Raw genomic sequence first — 18,635 nt, 5'->3', positions numbered from 1 at the left:
AAATGGAATGACAGAATCTATCATCAATCTATCACTGTCACTTTTTTAATAACCACATCCTCTTCGGGCCGGTCGTTACGGTCAGTCTTGACCTTCTGTATTTTATCAACAATATCCATACCTTCCAGCACTTCACCGAACACGGTATATGCACCGTCCAAATGCGGAGTACCGCCCACGGTAGTATAAGCCTTCACCTGCTCGGGGGTAAACTTGAACTCCGGTTCCTTGGCAACCTGAGCCTCTGCCTGCGCAATCAAGGAATCTTGCAAATCCATCAGACCGTCCTGGTCATTATTCTTACGCATCTTGTAGATTTCCTTCATATGCTTCTGCGCCAACGCGTTGAAAGCATTGTTCAGGCGCATCTGATTCATCTGCTGTTCCATCCCCAGCAAGGTAGAGTCATTATACACTTTTCCGGTCACAATGTAGAACTGGCAGCCGGATGATGCCTTGTCGGGGTTCACCTCATCACCCTGGCGTGCAGCCGACAAAGCACCTTTTTTGTGAAAATACTTCGGATAAACAAATTCGGCAGGAACGGTATAACCCACGTCGCCTGCCCCCAGCATCTTGCCTTTCGGAGCCTTCTTCGATTCCGGGTCACCTGCTTGTATCATAAAGTCCTTGATGACACGGTGGAACAGCGTACCTTCATACGTGCCGTCTTCCACCAGCTTGATAAAGTTATCACGGTGTTTCGGGGTTTCATTATACAGTTTCACGGTGATGTCACCCGCACTTGTTTCAATCTTCAGCTTCGTTTCTTTTTCCATATCTTCCTCTTTCTTTTGTCCCGGCTTGCAAGCAGCCAGACCGCAAACCAGTATAGTTAATAATACAATAAGATTTCTTTTCATTTTGTTTTTTATTTAATTTAAGTTTGCAAATATACTAAAATCAGACAAAAGCACTTACCTTTGCCTACATAAAAGAGATAAAAGGCTAAAGCAATGACATCCATATTAATTGTAGAAGATGATATTACTTACGGCATGATGCTAAAAACATGGCTCGGCAAAAAAGGTTTCCAAGTAACCTCCGCCAGCAGCATTGCCCGTGCTCAAAAACATATTGAGTCGGAAACCGTAGATTTGATATTGTCTGACCTGCGCCTGCCCGACAAGGATGGCATTGACTTATTGAAATGGCTGGGCGAACACGGCCTGCAAATACCGCTTATCATCATGACAGGATACGCTGACATACAGTCGGCCGTCCAAACCATGAAACTGGGAGCCTGCGATTACATTGCCAAGCCTGTGAACCCGGACGAATTACTGAAAAAAATAGGCGAAGCCTTGAATGCATCATCCTCCGCTTTGAAACAGATGATGCATTCGTCCCGAACAGATGATGCGTTTACCCCAAACAGACCATCCGTTTCACCCAAACAGACGATGCATTCCGACAAGATGAAAAATCAGCCTCTGAAGGGTGCAGAAGGCTCATTGTCCTCCTCCGACTTCCTTGAGGGAGAGAGCGACGCAGCCAAACAACTCTACAATTATGTGAAACTGGTTTCACCTACCAATATGTCTGTACTCATCAATGGTGCCAGCGGAACGGGCAAAGAATACGTAGCTCACCGCATCCACCAGCTCAGCAAGCGTGCCGACCAGCCGTTTGTAGCCATCGATTGCGGTTCTATTCCCAAAGAATTGGCCGCTTCGGAGTTCTTCGGGCACATAAAGGGCGCCTTTACCGGCGCACTGACCGACAAAACGGGCGCTTTCGTCGAAGCCAACGGCGGTACCATCTTCCTGGATGAGATAGGTAATCTGAGCTATGAAGTGCAAATACAGTTGCTGCGTGCTTTGCAAGAGCGCAAGATACGTCCGGTAGGTTCAAACAAAGAGATAAGCGTGGACATACGTCTGGTATCCGCCACCAACGAAAATCTGGAGCAAGCCATCGAAAAAGGGGCGTTCCGTGAAGATTTATATCACCGTATCAATGAATTCACCCTACGCATGCCGCAACTCAAAGACCGCCGTGAAGACATCCTGCTCTTTGCCAATTTCTTTCTGGACCAGGCCAACCGCGAAATGGACAAGCAACTGACCGGCTTTGATGACAAGGCATCCCGCGCCCTATTGGAATATCCCTGGCCCGGCAATCTACGCCAAATGAAGAATATGGTACGCCGTGCAACCTTGCTGGCACAAGGCAAATTCATTACTATCAACGAACTGAATGAACTGAAAGAACCCGCACCGGCCATCATCGGTATCCCTCTCCGCAATGAGGAGGCAGAGAAGCATCAAATCATCGAAGCCTTGCGGCAGACGGGAAACAACAAGAGCCGCGCTGCACAACTGTTGGGCATTGACCGCAAAACGCTGTACAACAAGTTGAAGCTTTATAACATATCCGACTAAAAGGTGTGGAATTATTCCACACTCCCCTCCACACATTCCACACTTTTCCACACTATGCCACACTTTGCATAGAAACATATATCACTAACTATCAGAACATTATCCAACACACACTCTTTCTGGCACACCATTTGACCTATATTAGACGTAAGCAACAAGCGCTACAACAAGCAAGCACTTAGACTTAACAATAAGATATACCAACCTAAAAGCAAATGAATTATGAAAAAATTAGTATTAGTAGCAGCCCTGTTTATGTTTGTTTGTGGCGGAACGTTCTTGGCTCAAGCTAAGGCTCCGGTAGAACAGCCGAGTAAGACAACAACCTTGTCTAACGACACTGTGGTAACGGATACTTTGCAGAAAGCCGAGAACGTCCAAGACACAGCAAAAGTGGCCCAATAACAGTAAGCACACTACAACAAAAAAGCCGTTTCCTCCTTGTCTATTCTGGGAAACGGCTTTTTTAATTATCAATTGTTAATTAAAACATCACCAATGTCTTTCCGGATAAAGGTCATTCCACCATGCCGGACTATCCTGCAGCCAACGGGCAAACCAAGCCATAATTGAATTGTGCCACAATTCACGTTTTGCATAATCAAGTACAAAATGGTTTTCACCGTCCACGGTAATAAATTCCACCGGCTTGCCCAATATCTTCAGCGCATTATACAACTGGATACTTTCACCGATAGGCACGTTTGTATCTACCGTGCCATGCAGCAACAACAGAGGGGTATTAATCTTGTCCGCATTGAACAATGCTCCATGCTTCGTAAACAAATCGGGATTATTCCAAGGATAGCTATCGGCTGCCGCAACAGAGTTATAGGAATATCCCCAATAACCCTCGCCCCAATAGCTCGTTACATTGCTGATGCCAGCATGCGAGGCAGCGGCAGCAAACATGTCCGTCTTAGTCTGCAGATACATCGTCATGAATCCTCCATAAGAGGCACCCAGGCATCCGATACGTTTATCGTTGACAAACGGATGGGCTGCACAGAATTTCTTCGTACCTTCAATGATCTCATCGGCCGTACGCTCACCCCATGCATTGACATGGCGTGCAGAGAACTCCTGGCCGTACCCGATGGCACCACTGGGCTGGATAACATAAACCACATAGTCACGTGACGCAAACAACTGTGCACAGTACGGGGAAGTTATACCGCGAGTCGTAGGAGTCGTTCCTCCATAATAGTACACGATAAGCGGATACTTCTTGTTCGGGTCGAAAGACGGCGGAAGGCAAATCATTCCCTTTATCTCCGTACCGTCCGAAGCTGTAAAGTTCCACTCTTCCATCTGTCCCAGCTCAATCTTGTCGAGGACGGGCTTCATGGGGTTGGCAAGCAGGGTAGAAACTTTTTTCTTCGTGTCGTACGTATAGGCTACGCCCGTACTGGTGTTTCCTCCACCCACATAGGCAGCCACAACCGGATTGTCATTGGCCAGCGTGAAGGAAGTAATCACATCTTCTTCAAGCGGAAGCATTTCAAAGCCGCCCGTCTTCGGAACATAACGGTATATATGCCTGCAATCCCCATCAGTCGTATCGAAATAGATACATCCGTCCACACGGTTCCACTGCACGGGAGACACTGTAGGATTGAAATCGCGCGTGATAGCCTGCACTTTCTTTGTAGCCAAATCCATAATGAATGCTTGGGTATCAAAGTCATTGGCTATGGGATGTTCACCGCAATTCTTGCCAATGCCTCCGAAAGCAGACGGACTGCCCGTCACCAGAAGCTGCTTCCCATCCGGAGAGTAAGAAGCACTTCCCAGATAAGCATCCCAGGCGGCCAGTGTATCTGCCTGCAAGGTGGCCAAATCAATTTCGAACAGAGAAGAGAGGGAGAAAGGGCATCGAGTGATGTCCGGCTTGGAAGTGCTGCACAACAGTTTCTTGCCATCCGGAGAAATATCGTTCAGGTAGACATTGTGGCTACCGTAGGTCAGGCGCTCGGAAAGTCCCGTCGCCACATCGTATTTCATGAGATAATAGCGGTCACGAGAATTGGGGATACGGTCGTCCGGATGCAAGAGACGTTTCAACGGGCCACTCACCTTTTCGCCCTCGTCCGTGAGCATATAGATAAGGTAGTCTTCCGTAGGAGACCAGCTGAAATATCCTTCGGGAACGTTCTTCAGCAGCACTTCCTCACGCATCGTGGCGGGATCGAACACAACCAGGTCGTTCTGCTCCTTGCCCACAACCGTATAGTAGAGCTTGTTGCTGTTGGGCATCCAGTTCATCTTTTCATTGGCATTGGGCAATATCACCCGGCCGGTCTTTACCTCGGTCAGCTCACAACGGGTCCTGGAACGCTTCACGTCGTAATTGTCCGAATAGCGGGTCAGCAGGTACTTGCCGTTGGGCGAGAGAGAAACCCTGCTCACACGGGAGCCGAAATTGGTGTTGAACAAAGAGAAACGTCTCTTCATGTCCGGCGCCATCCGGCAGGCTACATCGGCAAAATCCTTTTCCTTTTCAAATTCGCACTTCAGCATCGGCTGCATCTTGTCGTCCGCACTTGAAAGCAACTTGATGACTATTTCATAATCCGCTTCGGGGTCCATACGCAGACTGACAGCCGTAGGACGGACCTGCGACAAGCTGTCCTCCGCTGTCTCCTTGACTTGCTTGGATTCACCGTTTACAAACACCTCAAAACGGGCAGGAGAATATACATTCAGCTTGCCCTTCATGAAACGCTCCGCACGCAGATTGGTAGCAAACAGATAGAACAGATTGTCCTTGTCCGCCTTTGCCACAGTTACATATCCAGCCGTATCAGCAACCATACGTTCATACCGACCTCCGTCGAAGTCGAGACTGACCTTCGTCTTCAGAAGATTGCCGGTAGTAAACTTGTCTCCCTTGAAGTTGATACTATCGCCCTGGAGGGGAGTGCGCACCGTAACGGCCGGACGCACGTTATACTCAGCAACTCTTTCCTGAGCTTGGGCAGCCAATCCCGCAAGGAGCAGCAAACCCGACAAAACTGTGATTTTCTTCATTACTGTAAGATTAAATCGTTTCAAAACCATTCCATAAATTTCCGGGAGGAACGGGCGCCTCCACTTCTATCAGTTCTTTGGACACCGGATGCACAAAACGGATATACCGCGCATGCAGACAGATGCTGCCGTCAGGATTGGAGCGGGGCGAACCATACTTCAAATCTCCCTTGATGGGACAGCCCATCTTTGCCAACTGACAACGTATCTGGTGATGGCGTCCGGTTTTCAAATCTATTTCCAACAGATAATAGTTCTGCGACCGCCCGATGAGCCGGTAATGCAAAATCGCTTTCTTGCTGCCCGGCACCTCCTTGTCGTATGCATAACTCTTGTTCTGTTTCTCATTTCGCACCAGATAGTTCACCAATTCCCCCTCTTCCTCGCGGGGTAAGTTCTTCACTACTGCCCAGTAAGTCTTCTTCACCTCGCTATTCTTGAACATCTCGTTCAGACGCGACAGTGCCTTACTGGTCTTGGCAAAAACAACAAGACCGCTCACGGGGCGGTCCAGCCGGTGGGCGACACCGATAAAGACATTTCCAGGCTTGCTGTACTTCTCTTTCAGGTACTGCTTTACAGTTTCCGAAAGCGGTGTATCACCCGTTTTGTCTCCCTGAACTATCTCGGAAGCGGTCTTGTTGACTATAATGATATGATTGTCTTCGTATACGACAGTCATCGGTTGTTAATGTTTAATGATTAGTGATTAATGACTAACACCCAACTTCTCATTAATCATTAAATTACATATTCATCCCACCATCTACCTGAATAACCTGACCGGATACATAAGAAGACATATCAGAAGCCAGGAAAGTAGCGATATTTGCCACGTCTTCGGGTGTGCCGCCACGGCGCAAAGGAATCTTCTTGCACCATTCAGCCTTCACCTCTTCAGACAAGGCGTCGGTCATGGCTGTCATGATGAACCCCGGAGCAATGGCATTGGCACGGATGCCGCGAGAGCCCAGCTCCTGAGCGATAGACTTGGCCAAAGCAATCATACCTGCTTTGGAAGCAGAATAGTTGGCCTGGCCGGCATTGCCGTGAACACCTACCACAGATGCCATATTGATAATGCTACCCGCCTTCTGGCGCATCATGATGGGTGTGCAGGCATGGATAAAGTTAAATGCCGATTTCAGGTTGACATTGATAACCATATCCCATTGCTGTTCGCTCATACGCATCATCAGACCGTCACGTGTGATACCGGCATTGTTTACCAGAATATCAATACGTCCAAAGTCCTTATGGATTTCTGCCACTACATTGGCAGTGTCTTCAAAGTTTGCTGCATTGGAGGCATAAGCTTTTGCCTTTACTCCCAAAGCTTCCAATTCTTTTGCCGTAGCCTCGGCATTTTCATCAATCACCAAGTCAGTGAATGCGATGTTTGCTCCTTCTTGAGCGAACTTCAAAGCGATAGCCTTGCCGATGCCGCGTGCAGCACCTGTCACAATGGCTGTTTTTCCATCTAATAATCCCATATTATTTAAAAATTATTTATAAAATGTATCTTACTTCTTTCCCAATGCACCAAGTACCAGACGGGTCACGTAGGCATCGCGTACCGCGTCGTCCAGATTGGCCCCTATATGACCGCGAATATAAGGTGTTTCAATACCTTTGACACTGTAATGCACAATCTCGGCAGTCATATCCAAGTCATCTATCTGGAAAACACCCTTCTCCATACCTTCACGCAGAACCTCCTTGAAAAGCTGGGTCTCTGTAGCATCGAAACGTTTGCGCACTTTCTCCACTCTCCAAATATCCCGAAAGAAATTGGCACGAAGAGTACCATTCCGAAAGACAACCTCTTTTACCGCATCCAGATGAGTGTAAATCATTTCCATCAGTTTCTCGTCCGGCTGAATATCTTTCTCTACCACGTGCTTCATCATATCCGAAAGAATATCCAGCTCCGACTCGACAACAGCCAAGTAGATATCTTCCTTGCTCTTAAAATAGGTATAGAGCGTTCTCCTACCTTTCTTTGAAGCGAGGGCAATATCATTCATCGTGGTATTTTCAACACCCATCTTTGCAAACAGCTGACGGGCAACGTCCACTAATTTAGCTTTTGTCTTCGATACGGTCATAGATTAATTGCACATTGCTTTATTATTTGAGCAAAAAAGCTTATTTATTTTCGTTCTGAATATCAAACACTTACAAATTATAACGTTTCAATTCATACTTATTTATTTTAAGTTGAGCACGACAAAGATAACAATTCTTTTTCATCTAACAGCATTTTCCTACAAATTCTTCCCTTGACCTACAAGAGTAAAAATCAGTGCCACAAGTAGTTCTTACTCACTTATAAGAAGCTACCAATGACAAAGAATATCTTAATGAATATACTCCAAGCTATTGAGAAGTTCATTTTTCTTCTTTTTTCTTATATTCGGATGGCAAATATCCAAACTCCTCTTTAAAAAACTTGGCAAATTGTTTGGGCGAAAGCCCTACTTGATAAGATATTTGTGAAATATTCATTTGACTTCCTTCCAAAAGTTTTCTACCTCTTTTCAAGCGCAGTATCCGCATGAATTCCAAAGGAGATTTTCCTGTAATTTGCATTAACTTTTTATATAACCCACTACGACTCATTCCTATTTGAGCACTAAGTTCCTCTACTGAGAATTCTGAATTATCCATATTCTCCTCGACTATACGAATGGCTTTCTCTATCAGTTGTTCATCTAAAGAACTAATGGTTATTTCCGATGGAGAGATGTCCCTCGTTTTAAATTTATCATGGTTCTTCAAAGTCCACATCAACAACTTTCTTATACGTAATAAAAGTATTTCCAAGTTAAACGGCTTTGTAATGTATTCATCAGCTCCCTCCTTCAAACCACTAAGAATATGTTCTTCAGCCGTACGGGCCGTAAGTAAAATAATTGGAATATGAGAATAGCGGATATCAGTCTTTATTTTGCGGCATAATTCCATTCCGTCCATTACTGGCATCATTATATCACTGATTATCACATGGATTGATTGTTGCGCAAGTACTGTGAGAGCTTTCTTTCCATCAGACGCTTCATATACCTGATAATATTCTTGCAAACAACCGACAAGAAAACTACGAAAGTCATCATTGTCCTCTACTATCAGTAAAGAGTTCTTTTCTCTGTCCACTGAAGACATATCAGCATGAAACTGTTCTTCCACATCAAATGCTGATGTATCTTCTGTACAATTCAGTTTTAATGTCTTGGCAATCGGTAGGATAACTGTAAAAATAGTCCCTTGGGGATGATTATCCTCTACTTTTATCTCACCACCGTGGAGAGTAACATATTCTTTCACAATATGCAGACCGATACCACTCCCAATATAAGTAGTAGAAATGTGCTGTTCCTGAAAGAAACGGTCGAAAATCTTATCCTTATTCTCATTTTTGATACCGATACCGGTGTCACTTATTTGAATATGTATCTGTTCCCCATCACCGGCCAATATCTTGTCAATAGCAACTATCACACTACCATTATCATGATTGTACTTGATGGCATTTGACAGAAGGTTGGATATGATTCGCTGCACTTTGTTACGGTCAAAATCCATTTCTATTTTTGAAGTGTTGATACAAACTTTCAACTCAATATTATGCTTTTGCGATAACGCCTTGAAAGACTTGCATGTTTCGGCAATAAACTCAGTTATGTCTCCGTAAGACAAGGATAATTGTACCTTTTGCTGATCAAGTTTACGAAAATCCAACAACTGATTTACCTCATCAAGCAGAGTAGAAGCATTTCGATACATCAAGTCCAAATCGTCCTTGATTGGACCGGCTTTTTCCGAATGTATCAACTTCTCCAAGGGAGTTATGATAAGTGACAATGGAGTCCTTAAATCATGGCTTATATTTGTAAAGAAACGTATCTTTGCTTCATCCATTTCATGCTGCTGGGCTACTTCAAGTTCCCATTTTTGTTGTACCAGAATCCGTTGATGCCTAGAACGTAGGCGCCTAAGCAAAACTACACCTCCTGACAAGAACAGTACCATATAAATAACATAGGCTACCGGAGACAGCCAAAAGGGTGGACGTACCAGAATTGTCATATAAGATATTGGATTCCTACTACCGTGCAGTTCATTAACTTTCACTTGCAGATTGTATATCCCTGGAGACAGTTTGTTGAAATGGATTCTATTTCCTTCAAAGCTGACCCATTCCTCTTTAGCATCCATCCGATATGCAAATTGAAGCTTATGCTGTGTTCCATAATCCATTGCAGAAATTTCCAATGCAAAATTACTATCAGAATAATCCATTGTAATTTCATCAAGCAACTGAATATTCTTTTGTAACAAGATTCGCCCGTCATGCATTTTTTTCTCTACGTCTACACGCTGATTGGCTAAATATAATCCGGTAAAAATAACTTTATGTTGGTTGGGATGATACAAAGCCTGATTAGGGTCTATCTTTAAATATTTTCCCGTACCTCCCATTAAAACTTCGCCTTTCCGGTTACAATAAATTGAGTAGTTGTTAAATGTAATATCCCCAATACCATCTTCATTAAAATAGGAATAACACCGATATTGCAGCTCTTGGGCAGTAGGGTCATCAACCACAATAATGTGAGTAATGCCACAATCTGTAGCTATCCACATATTTTTATTATGGTCTTCTACAATACCACGTATATAAGGATGAGATACACCATCATTTGTAGAAAGACGAGTAAGCGTTCTACTTTTTTCATCATAAATTCGAATTCCATGTCTGGTTCCAATCCACAACAATCCCCGTTGATCACGGTATAAGCAACTAATATGCATTTTTATCAATGACACTTCATTATCATTCCCTTTCACTGGAGCAAGTTGCTGTGTTTGAGTATTCAACTCATATAATCCCGTACTAGTACCAATATATAACATCGCATGGTCACTTGAATAGACCAAGTCTGTAATAGTATTGGTGTATAAACATGAATTCTCTTTTGTATAAGACGTTATTTTCCCTCCGTTATCTATACAATACAGACCGTGCATAAACGTTCCAACCCATAAATTCCCATATTTGTCATCAGCAATATGCCGGACATACTCTATTGGTTCCAAAGTCTGTTTAAAAGGGAAAAAGATTCCATTCTGTTCATAAAATATGCCACCCCCATAACTACCGAACCACATCTTGCCTTTGGAATCAAGATATGAACCTATAATAAGATTAGAGGGAATATTACTATTATGAGTATTAAACAACTTATAGTTTATTTGTTTGCTGTCATAGCAAGCCAATCCCTTTCCATCAAATCCAAGCCACAGTTTCCCATTCCTATCTTCTTGAAAACAACTGATATCTTCCTGCTCAGGAGTTTTACATATTTCAAAGGCGGTATTATTCAAATCAGTAAACGCAACCCCCTGCTTCGTCGTTCCAACCCACAGAATATCCTGATTATCTTTATAGAAACTATTAATGTGATTGCTCGACAAGGAAAAAGGAGTTCCTGAATCTCTATGAATGTGCATGAGATTATCGGCCTGTTCATTCAAGATGTATATGCCTTTACTATTGGTACCTATCCAGATATTACCATTCCCATCATCTATGATAGCTTTTACAATATCCGATTGTATAGTCTCTTTGCCAGGAAACTCAAACATCTTTCTATTTTGAATATCATAACACTGTAGATTGGAGGTATATATTGTATAAATCCATAATCTAAGCCGGGTATCCATATATATACGATGTTCTCCAGAGCGAGGAAGTTCTAATTGAACAATTTTCCGAACAGTTTTTGTTTCCCAGTCCACTTGTGCGATTTCTCCATTAGAAAATAACAAGCAAGAATACGATTGTCTGGAAACTATATGCGATAGTTCTTTATCTGGAAAAGATAATTCCTGAAGTTTTTTATCCTGAAAATCATAATAATATAGCTTATTCCCAGTCATGCACCATAAATTCTGCTCATAGTCAACATGTATCATTTCTATTTTATCATTTATTCCCAGTGGTCTCAACCGCTTTTCTATGTTACTTTCCAATTTATCCAACTCTCTATTGTAGTAGAAATATTGATCGGGAGTACGTACCCAAATAGTACCTGATGCGTCCTCCGATATATTATTAAAACAATTACTATAAGTATCAGAATCAGTAACCCAATATTGCTTGCATTGATAGCCATCATAACGATTTAAGCCATTAAGTGTCGCAAACCACATAAACCCGTATTGGTCACGTAACATAGCTATAACATAGTTATCTGAAATTCCAGACTTTACATCAAATGTTTGAAAAGTTAGCCGGGCATTAATCTGTGTGATATAGACTATCATACAAAATATGACTGTCAGTAAATGCTTCATATGGTAATAAGATGAATATGTTTGTATGCAAAGATAGGAAATTGCTTTAAATACATACAGTACAACTACTTCCCATTTGGGTAAAAACGCTTCCCGTTTGGGTAAAAATACGAACCGGACAGACTGAGAAACAAATTAGGAGTACTTCAGGTTATTGTTTCCTTACTTTTGTCCACAGAACGGCGGATTTGTAATTCGTGCTGTTTTTCTTAGATTCAAACATGTGGCGGGTATAAAGGTTGGTAACAATACCCGCCAGTGTTTTGAGCTACGAAAAATAAAATGGAGTGTCAACCTTTAAATTGATTTTAGTTATGGAGAATGGATAGGATATGGAGCAAAAAGAGATTTTACTCTCTTTAAAACAACAACGTTTTACTTTTAATAACTTTATAAATCTAATAAATTATCTGAGAAATATGAAGAATGTATTCATGGCAGGAGTTTTTATAACTCTTTTATTCTGCGGAAGCCCTTCTTTGTCGTGGGCAACTTCCTCCCATACTGTAGAAACAGTACAACAAAAACAAAAAATAGCAGGAGTAGTGGTTGACCAGAATGGAGAACCCATAATTGGAGCCAATATATTACAGAAAGGCACCAGTAATGGTACAATTACCGATATCAACGGTCAGTTTATACTGAATTGTCCAATAGGAACTCCACTGACGATATCTTACATCGGATTCTTGCAACAAACAGTAAAGGCAACTGTAAATATGAAAATTGTTTTGCATGAAGATAGCAAAACGCTGGATGAAGTAGTTGTCGTTGGTTATGGCTATGTAAAAAAAAGCGATCTTACCGGGGCTGTGGCACAAGTAAAAAGTGGAGATTTACTAAAAAGTTCCCCAGTAAGTCTAGAAAAGGGGCTACAAGGGCGCCTGACCGGTGTGAACGTGGTTTCAAACGATGGAGCTCCCGGTGGAGGAATCAGCATCCAGATTCGAGGTACAAATTCATTTCAAGGTTCTACTGAACCTTTGTATGTAATCGACGGAGTACCCATCGCAGACAGCAATGATGACACAATCAATTTTGACTCGAGCTCGCCCACTTACAATAATGCCTTGTCCTCGCTTAATCCTAGCGACATCGCATCTATTGAAATCTTGAAGGATGCCTCGTCAACAGCCATTTACGGTTCTCGCGGTGCCAACGGCGTAGTCCTGATTACCACCAAAAGCGGTACCGGACTAGATGTTAAAGACCAAATTTCATTTTCATATAAAACAACAATTAGCAATCCTGTGAAAAAGATAAAGGTACTTGGAGCACGTGATTATGCAACATACAGGAATCAATCTTACATCAACACCCAAGAAGTTTCCAATTTCCCTTGGGAACAAACCGACCTGCCTTTCCCCGGAGTTGAGAATGCAGAAGGCACTTATTTGCAAGGACCTGACGACTTCAGTAACGATCCGTACTATTGGCAAGATCAGATTTTCCGTACAGGAGTGACACATGACCTCAACTTAAATATTGCAGGACAGACCAAAGGATACGATTATGCTATAAGTGGAGGATATCTGAACCAAGAAGGTATCGTTGAAGGTTCGGACTATACACGCTATACCATAAAGCTAAACTTGAATAGACAAGTGAAAGATTGGCTGAAAGTAGGTACATCCATATCGGGTTCATTTGCAAATTCAAGTATTGTCAAGACTGCTACAAACAACCAAAATAACGGAACGGAAGGCATTATCCGCTCAGCATTGACTTATCCAGCAACACAAACCCAAGACGATTTGGATAATGAATATAGCATGGTAGCAGTGCCTACTCGATACGCTGATGCGTTGAACGAGAATCGAAACATATCTTTTAGGACTTCCAACTATTTAAATATAACGCTAACAAAAGGCTTGATTTTCAGAACTGTTCTTGGATATAACTATACTCATAATGATGCCAATAAATACTGGCCGAGAACTATGGCCGAAGGTAAATATGTGAACGGAAAATCATACGGTGGAGATAATTGGCGGTCATCATTGGTGTTCGACAATTTGTTAATGTTCAACCAAACTTGGGGTAAACATAATGTAAGCGCAACCGCAGGAACCTCCTGGGAAGCGTCCAGCAACTATAACAAAGTAGTTACAGTACAAGGCTTCGGTACGGATGCTACCAATGGTTGGCTGCTTCAAGATGCAAGTGAGATGTTATCAGCCACCTCTGGCAAGGGGGACTCACGTTTATTTTCACTGATCGGACGGCTTGCCTATAATTATGCAGGCAAATATTATCTGACTTTTACCGCACGTGATGACGTCTCCAGTAAATTTGCCAAAGGCAAGCGCGCAGCCTTTTTCCCCTCTGTCGGCTTCTCATATCGGCTGTCAGAAGAGAAATTCATGAAAGGAGTATCTCATATCTTTGATAATATAAAACTTCGCTATAGCTACGGAGCTTCCGGCAACCAGGCCATCAGCTCTTACCAAACTTTTGCCATTATGGCTGCAGCCAATTATCCATTCGGCACATCGGTTGAAAATGGATATGCAACGAATGTATATAATCCAGGAAATAAGGATTTAACATGGGAAACTACTTGGCAGCATGATGCAGGCATTGAATTGGATATATTAAAGCGGATATCATTGGAAGTAGATTATTATTATAAAAAGACCACGGATCTGTTGCAATACAAGCAAGTTCCCCCAAGCACCGGCATCTTACAGATACTTTCCAATAGCGGTTCTGTTATCAATCGCGGACTTGAAGCCAGCTTAAATGTAAGAGCAATTCAAAACAAAGACTTTTCATTGTCATTCGGTGGCAACATATCATTTAACAAGAATGAGATTTGCGATTTTGGCAAAGACCCGATGTTCCCCAACTCTATCTATAACAGCTTGCGCCCGTATGCTATTGCTGATGGTCATTCTATCGGTTCATTTTATGGTTTTGTCACAGACGGTATCTGGAACTCACGCGAGGAAGTCATTAATAGTAAGCAATTCCAAACCCAATATCCAGATTACACAGTGAACGGTTCTGATGCGGCTACAGAAGAAATAATTCGTAGAGACTGGATCGGTGAACTTAAATATAAAGATCTTGATGAAGACGGTTTTATCACAGACCAGGATCAAACATGGATTGGAGATGCAAATCCCAAGTATTTTTATGGATTCAATATGGACCTGACCTGGAAGAATTTCGATTTCAGCATTCTTTTTCAGGGTGTGGAAGGAAATGACGTATTCAATATGAACTCATTACGTTTTTATAACCTGGGACAGACCCAGAACGTTCCATACTACGTATATGAACAATCATGGAGCATAAATCCCAATAGCGGAATTGCCCCTAAGATATTCAATTATTCAGGACGTGACATTCGTTTTTCCAGATTATATCTAGAAGACGGCTCTTATTTAAAATTACGCACTCTATCCATAGGATATACAATTAGAAAACCATTTCAGTTCATAAATAGCGTACGGTTCAACGTGGTTGCCAATAACTTGTTGACCTTCACCAAATACCGCGGATATGACCCTGAGGTTAATTCTTTTGGCTCCACGCCTTCTTTAAGGGGTATTGATTCTGGAGCCTATCCCCAGCAGAGAAGCTTTACTTTGGGACTTAATGTTATTTTTTAATTAATAAAAACGAATCATGAAGAAAATACTATTGATAATGATATGCTCGATGGCAGCATTTGCAACAAGCTGTTCATTGGAAGAAACCCCTTATTCTATCACATCAGAGAAATTAGGTCAGACTGAAGAAGGAGCAGAACAACTAGTAACCGGTATCTATGCGACTTTTTGGGATAACTGGTGTATGGAACAGACGTATATGGCCTGGATGGACTACGACAACGATCATTGTGGGGCTCCAGCTTGGGTACTCAGTTCTGCAGGTAGCGGCGATATCACCGGACACTATGCCTATAATACAAACAATGATTTGTGGAGTGTCTTTTATAGAATGATCAGTCGGGCAAACAAAGCTAAAGAAGCTCTGGAATCTACAGATTCTTATCAGACAGAATCCGCTGTCAGGCAGTTGTATGGTGAAACGCTTTTTCTACGGGCATTCGCTTATTTCCATCTGGTAAGAATGTATGGTGCCGTCCCATTGAGATTATCTTCGGAAGCAGAGACAGATTGTCCCAGAGCTTCCGTAGAAGCAGTCTACAACACAATTGTCAATGACCTGGAAACTTGCTTAGAATACATGTATTATACATCAGAAGGCAATGTCGGCGCTTGGGGGCATGCAGATAAAACTGCTGCAGCACTATTACTGGCACGCGTATATTGCACTATGGGTTCCAGCGCATTAACCTGCAAAGGAAATACAGAAATAATTGTAGATATCAAGGGAGTGGATAAAAAATATACCTGCAATGCAGTTGAAGGAGCTGAAAACATAGATGCCCAGCAGTGTTATCAACGTGCAAAAGAGCTTTGCGACATGGTCATTGCACGAAGAGGTGTTGATTTTGATTTAGTAGAAGGGTATCTAAACCTTTGGGGTGGTAACAATAGGAAAAACAAAGAATTTGTATGGGGAGCAACCAGTGTAAGTGACGTAGACTTTCAAACATCAGGTTTACATAGCTATTACACTCCGGCTCCTTACGGTGGCAGTGGCGCATGGATATATATGGCCCCTAATCTATATACCCAATTTGACAAAGAGGATGACCGTATTGTGCACGGTGTATGGCATTACTTCCTAACAAGCTACACCTCCACAAAATGGGTTTCTTTTCCCTCTCTCTCGGACGAATATAATGCAGAGAGTCTACCGGACAATCTAAAAGCTTTTGTTCCTGATTTTAACGCGGAATATAAATACGGAGTGCCATGTCTGACTAAATGGTATAAAGGTGATATCTCTAATCCAACCTTCTTTAAACAGAAAGAAGCGTCACAATCAGAACAAGATGTAATTTTAATTCGCTATGCAGAAGCATTCCTGCTCAGAGCTGAAGCAGAAGTAGAATTGGGGGATATAACAGCTGCAATGAAAGATATTGATGTCATAAGAAAACGGGCAAAAGCTACAACCTTATATACAAATAAGGTGACCGATAAGATAGAGGCAAGAAGTCTAGTCCTGAAAGAACGTGCTTTGGAATTTTGCCAAGAATTCAATAGGAAATTTGACCTTTTACGGTGGGGACTATATTTAGACGTTATGAACGACACACAATTCATTGTCTGCGGCTCAGCCAACCGCTCTACCATTCGCTCAAAAAAGAACTTACTATATGCAATTCCGACTGCAGAAATTGCTGAGAACAAATTAATAGGAGCTAATAATTACGGTTATTAAGAGAAACAAAACATGAAAAGAATTATATTTCTAATGTTAGGATGGGGACTATGCCTGATAGTCCAAGCACAAACAACAAATTTTAGCAAATTGAACTTTGGTTGTGATGGCAGCAGCACTACCTCTGGCAACCAATGGTCAAAGACCGTAGTCGATTTATTGGGATTTGCATCACACCATAATGTTGCAGTTGGTTCGTCTACCTTTGCATGCCATCCTGATACACAAGATTACAACAGTGACAACTTTGCCGGAATTTCAGATGGATGGAAGCCTACAAAAGATAAGAAAGAATTGCAAATGAGACATAATAATGTATCCAAAGTACATATTCAGAAATTTATCTCAGAAGTAAAGGACGGTGTTTATCCCGCACCCGATGTTTTCGTTTTTGCAATGGGCTCAAATGATACAAAACTTGATGGAGTTGCAGAAGCATTATCAGCAAGAACGCTGGACGATGTTAATGTGACGACCATGGCAGGAGGGGCAAGATGGGCAATTCAAACTATACTTGAGAACTTCCCGGAATGCCGTGTATTCGTATGGTTGCCTATACAGACCGGGGACAAGGCAAAAAATGAAATGCATCGGAAACGAAATGAAGTGTTGCGCCAAGTCAGTCAAGCTTTATCCGTTCAGGTTATTGATTGTTACGGCGAAAGCGGTATTAGTCAGTTTTTCGAAAATTCCAACACCCGTGGGCGCTATCTAAAGGATGGAGTACATCCGGATATAGAAGGGCAACGATTGATAGGACGTTACATTGCTAAAGAGATTCGTAACAACTTCTTTTAAAAAGAACAGAATAATAACATTGGAAGATTCTTAGATGAGCTACCAATATTTACAAAAAGCTAAAGAGAATGAAAAAGAATATATCAATCATTTATTTTCTGCTGTTTGTGTATAGCATAGCAAACGCTCAAGATTCTTTGTATTTCAGAGCAAACGCCTATAAAGAACAGCTGGACAATTATTACAGCATGGACGAGAAAGATTTTCCTAAACCAGGAAGCATTCTTTTTATCGGCAGTTCCTCATTGGGCATGTGGAAAAATACCGGCAGTTATTTCCCCAATCATAGGGTTTTAAATCGTGCATATGGCGGTTCATGGATCAGCGACTATTTATACCACTATCAACGCCTGGTAGTAGCCTACAAACCGGCACAGATAGTGTTGTTATGCGGTGCGAATGATCTTTATAATGGCGTATCCATCGAACGTGTTTTCGAAGACATTAAGTGCTTCTGCCGTTTATTGGATATTCATCTTCCTGGCGTTCCGGTTATTCTCCTTTCTTTTCATCCATCCCCTTCTATGCCCGACTGGATTCCAAAGGAAAGAGAGGTGAACAAACTGATACAAGACTACTTCAAAGACAGCCACCAAGTTACCTACGTTGATATAACATCACGTCTATATGACAAGAATGGAGCTTTACCTGAAAAGTTCTATATTAGTGACAGGCTTCATCCCAGCGTACTTGCTTATAAAGAATTTGCCAAAATAATAGAACCTTATCTCATTAATAACAAATAACCCTGATTAATAA

General features: G+C 42.2%; 12 protein-coding genes. 6 read left to right on the top strand and 6 right to left on the bottom strand.

Features of this window, described 5'->3' with window-relative positions; all coding sequences use genetic code 11:
• Positions 1–23: 23 nt before the first annotated feature.
• Positions 24–863, bottom strand: a complete 840-nt coding sequence (locus tag DW947_RS19185; protein WP_117866638.1) for a peptidylprolyl isomerase — start codon at positions 861–863, stop codon at positions 24–26.
• Positions 864–956: 93 nt separating this feature from the next.
• Here DW947_RS19185 and DW947_RS19180 point away from each other — a divergent pair, with 93 nt between their 5' ends.
• Both DW947_RS19180 and DW947_RS19175 read left to right on the top strand, forming a co-directional pair.
• On the top strand, positions 957–2,384 hold the full coding sequence (locus DW947_RS19180) for a sigma-54-dependent transcriptional regulator (protein ID WP_005834908.1): 1,428 nt from the start codon (positions 957–959) through the stop codon (positions 2,382–2,384).
• A 222-nt stretch (positions 2,385–2,606) separates the two neighbouring features.
• Positions 2,607–2,789: a hypothetical protein gene (locus DW947_RS19175; protein ID WP_005828596.1), complete on the top strand. Its 183-nt coding sequence runs from the start codon at positions 2,607–2,609 to the stop codon at positions 2,787–2,789.
• An 87-nt stretch (positions 2,790–2,876) separates the two neighbouring features.
• Here DW947_RS19175 and DW947_RS19170 read toward each other — a convergent pair whose 3' ends face one another.
• The 5 genes from DW947_RS19170 to DW947_RS19150 all read right to left on the bottom strand — a co-directional run bounded on the left by DW947_RS19170 (position 2,877) and on the right by DW947_RS19150 (position 11,744).
• Positions 2,877–5,414 (bottom strand): prolyl oligopeptidase family serine peptidase, encoded by a 2,538-nt coding sequence (locus DW947_RS19170; RefSeq protein WP_117866639.1) that lies wholly within the window; start codon positions 5,412–5,414, stop codon positions 2,877–2,879.
• A 10-nt stretch (positions 5,415–5,424) separates the two neighbouring features.
• Entirely contained in the window at positions 5,425–6,096 is a 672-nt protein-coding gene (locus tag DW947_RS19165; RefSeq protein WP_005828600.1) for an RluA family pseudouridine synthase, read from the bottom strand.
• A 64-nt stretch (positions 6,097–6,160) separates the two neighbouring features.
• Entirely contained in the window at positions 6,161–6,907 is a 747-nt protein-coding gene (gene fabG / locus DW947_RS19160; protein WP_005828602.1) for a 3-oxoacyl-[acyl-carrier-protein] reductase, read from the bottom strand.
• A gap of 30 nt (positions 6,908–6,937) precedes the next feature.
• On the bottom strand, positions 6,938–7,522 hold the full coding sequence (locus DW947_RS19155; protein ID WP_044469214.1) for a TetR/AcrR family transcriptional regulator: 585 nt from the start codon (positions 7,520–7,522) through the stop codon (positions 6,938–6,940).
• Positions 7,523–7,805: 283 nt separating this feature from the next.
• Positions 7,806–11,744, bottom strand: a complete 3,939-nt coding sequence (locus tag DW947_RS19150; RefSeq protein WP_259321231.1) for a two-component regulator propeller domain-containing protein — start codon at positions 11,742–11,744, stop codon at positions 7,806–7,808.
• Positions 11,745–12,106: 362 nt separating this feature from the next.
• On the opposite strand from DW947_RS19150, the gene DW947_RS19145 reads away from it, so the two are divergent.
• From DW947_RS19145 to DW947_RS19130, 4 genes are all read left to right on the top strand, one after another.
• Positions 12,107–15,391 carry a SusC/RagA family TonB-linked outer membrane protein gene (locus DW947_RS19145; protein ID WP_227212851.1) on the top strand — a complete coding sequence of 1,095 codons (3,285 nt, stop codon included), beginning with the start codon at positions 12,107–12,109 and terminating at the stop codon, positions 15,389–15,391.
• Between the two features lie 16 nt (positions 15,392–15,407).
• The gene (locus DW947_RS19140) at positions 15,408–17,078 is read left to right on the top strand and encodes a RagB/SusD family nutrient uptake outer membrane protein (protein ID WP_016274244.1); all 1,671 of its coding nucleotides are present in this window, start codon (positions 15,408–15,410) and stop codon (positions 17,076–17,078) included.
• Between the two features lie 12 nt (positions 17,079–17,090).
• On the top strand, positions 17,091–17,876 hold the full coding sequence (locus DW947_RS19135) for an SGNH/GDSL hydrolase family protein (protein WP_005834898.1): 786 nt from the start codon (positions 17,091–17,093) through the stop codon (positions 17,874–17,876).
• A 68-nt stretch (positions 17,877–17,944) separates the two neighbouring features.
• A complete protein-coding gene (locus tag DW947_RS19130; RefSeq protein ID WP_117878701.1) occupies positions 17,945–18,622 on the top strand; it encodes a GDSL-type esterase/lipase family protein in 678 nt (225 codons plus the stop codon).
• Positions 18,623–18,635 lie beyond the last annotated feature (13 nt).

It is taken from the genome of Bacteroides sp. AM44-19, assembly GCF_003603395.1.
Taxonomy (GTDB): domain Bacteria; phylum Bacteroidota; class Bacteroidia; order Bacteroidales; family Bacteroidaceae; genus Bacteroides; species Bacteroides uniformis.
This window is presented reverse-complemented; position numbering and strand designations above follow the sequence as displayed.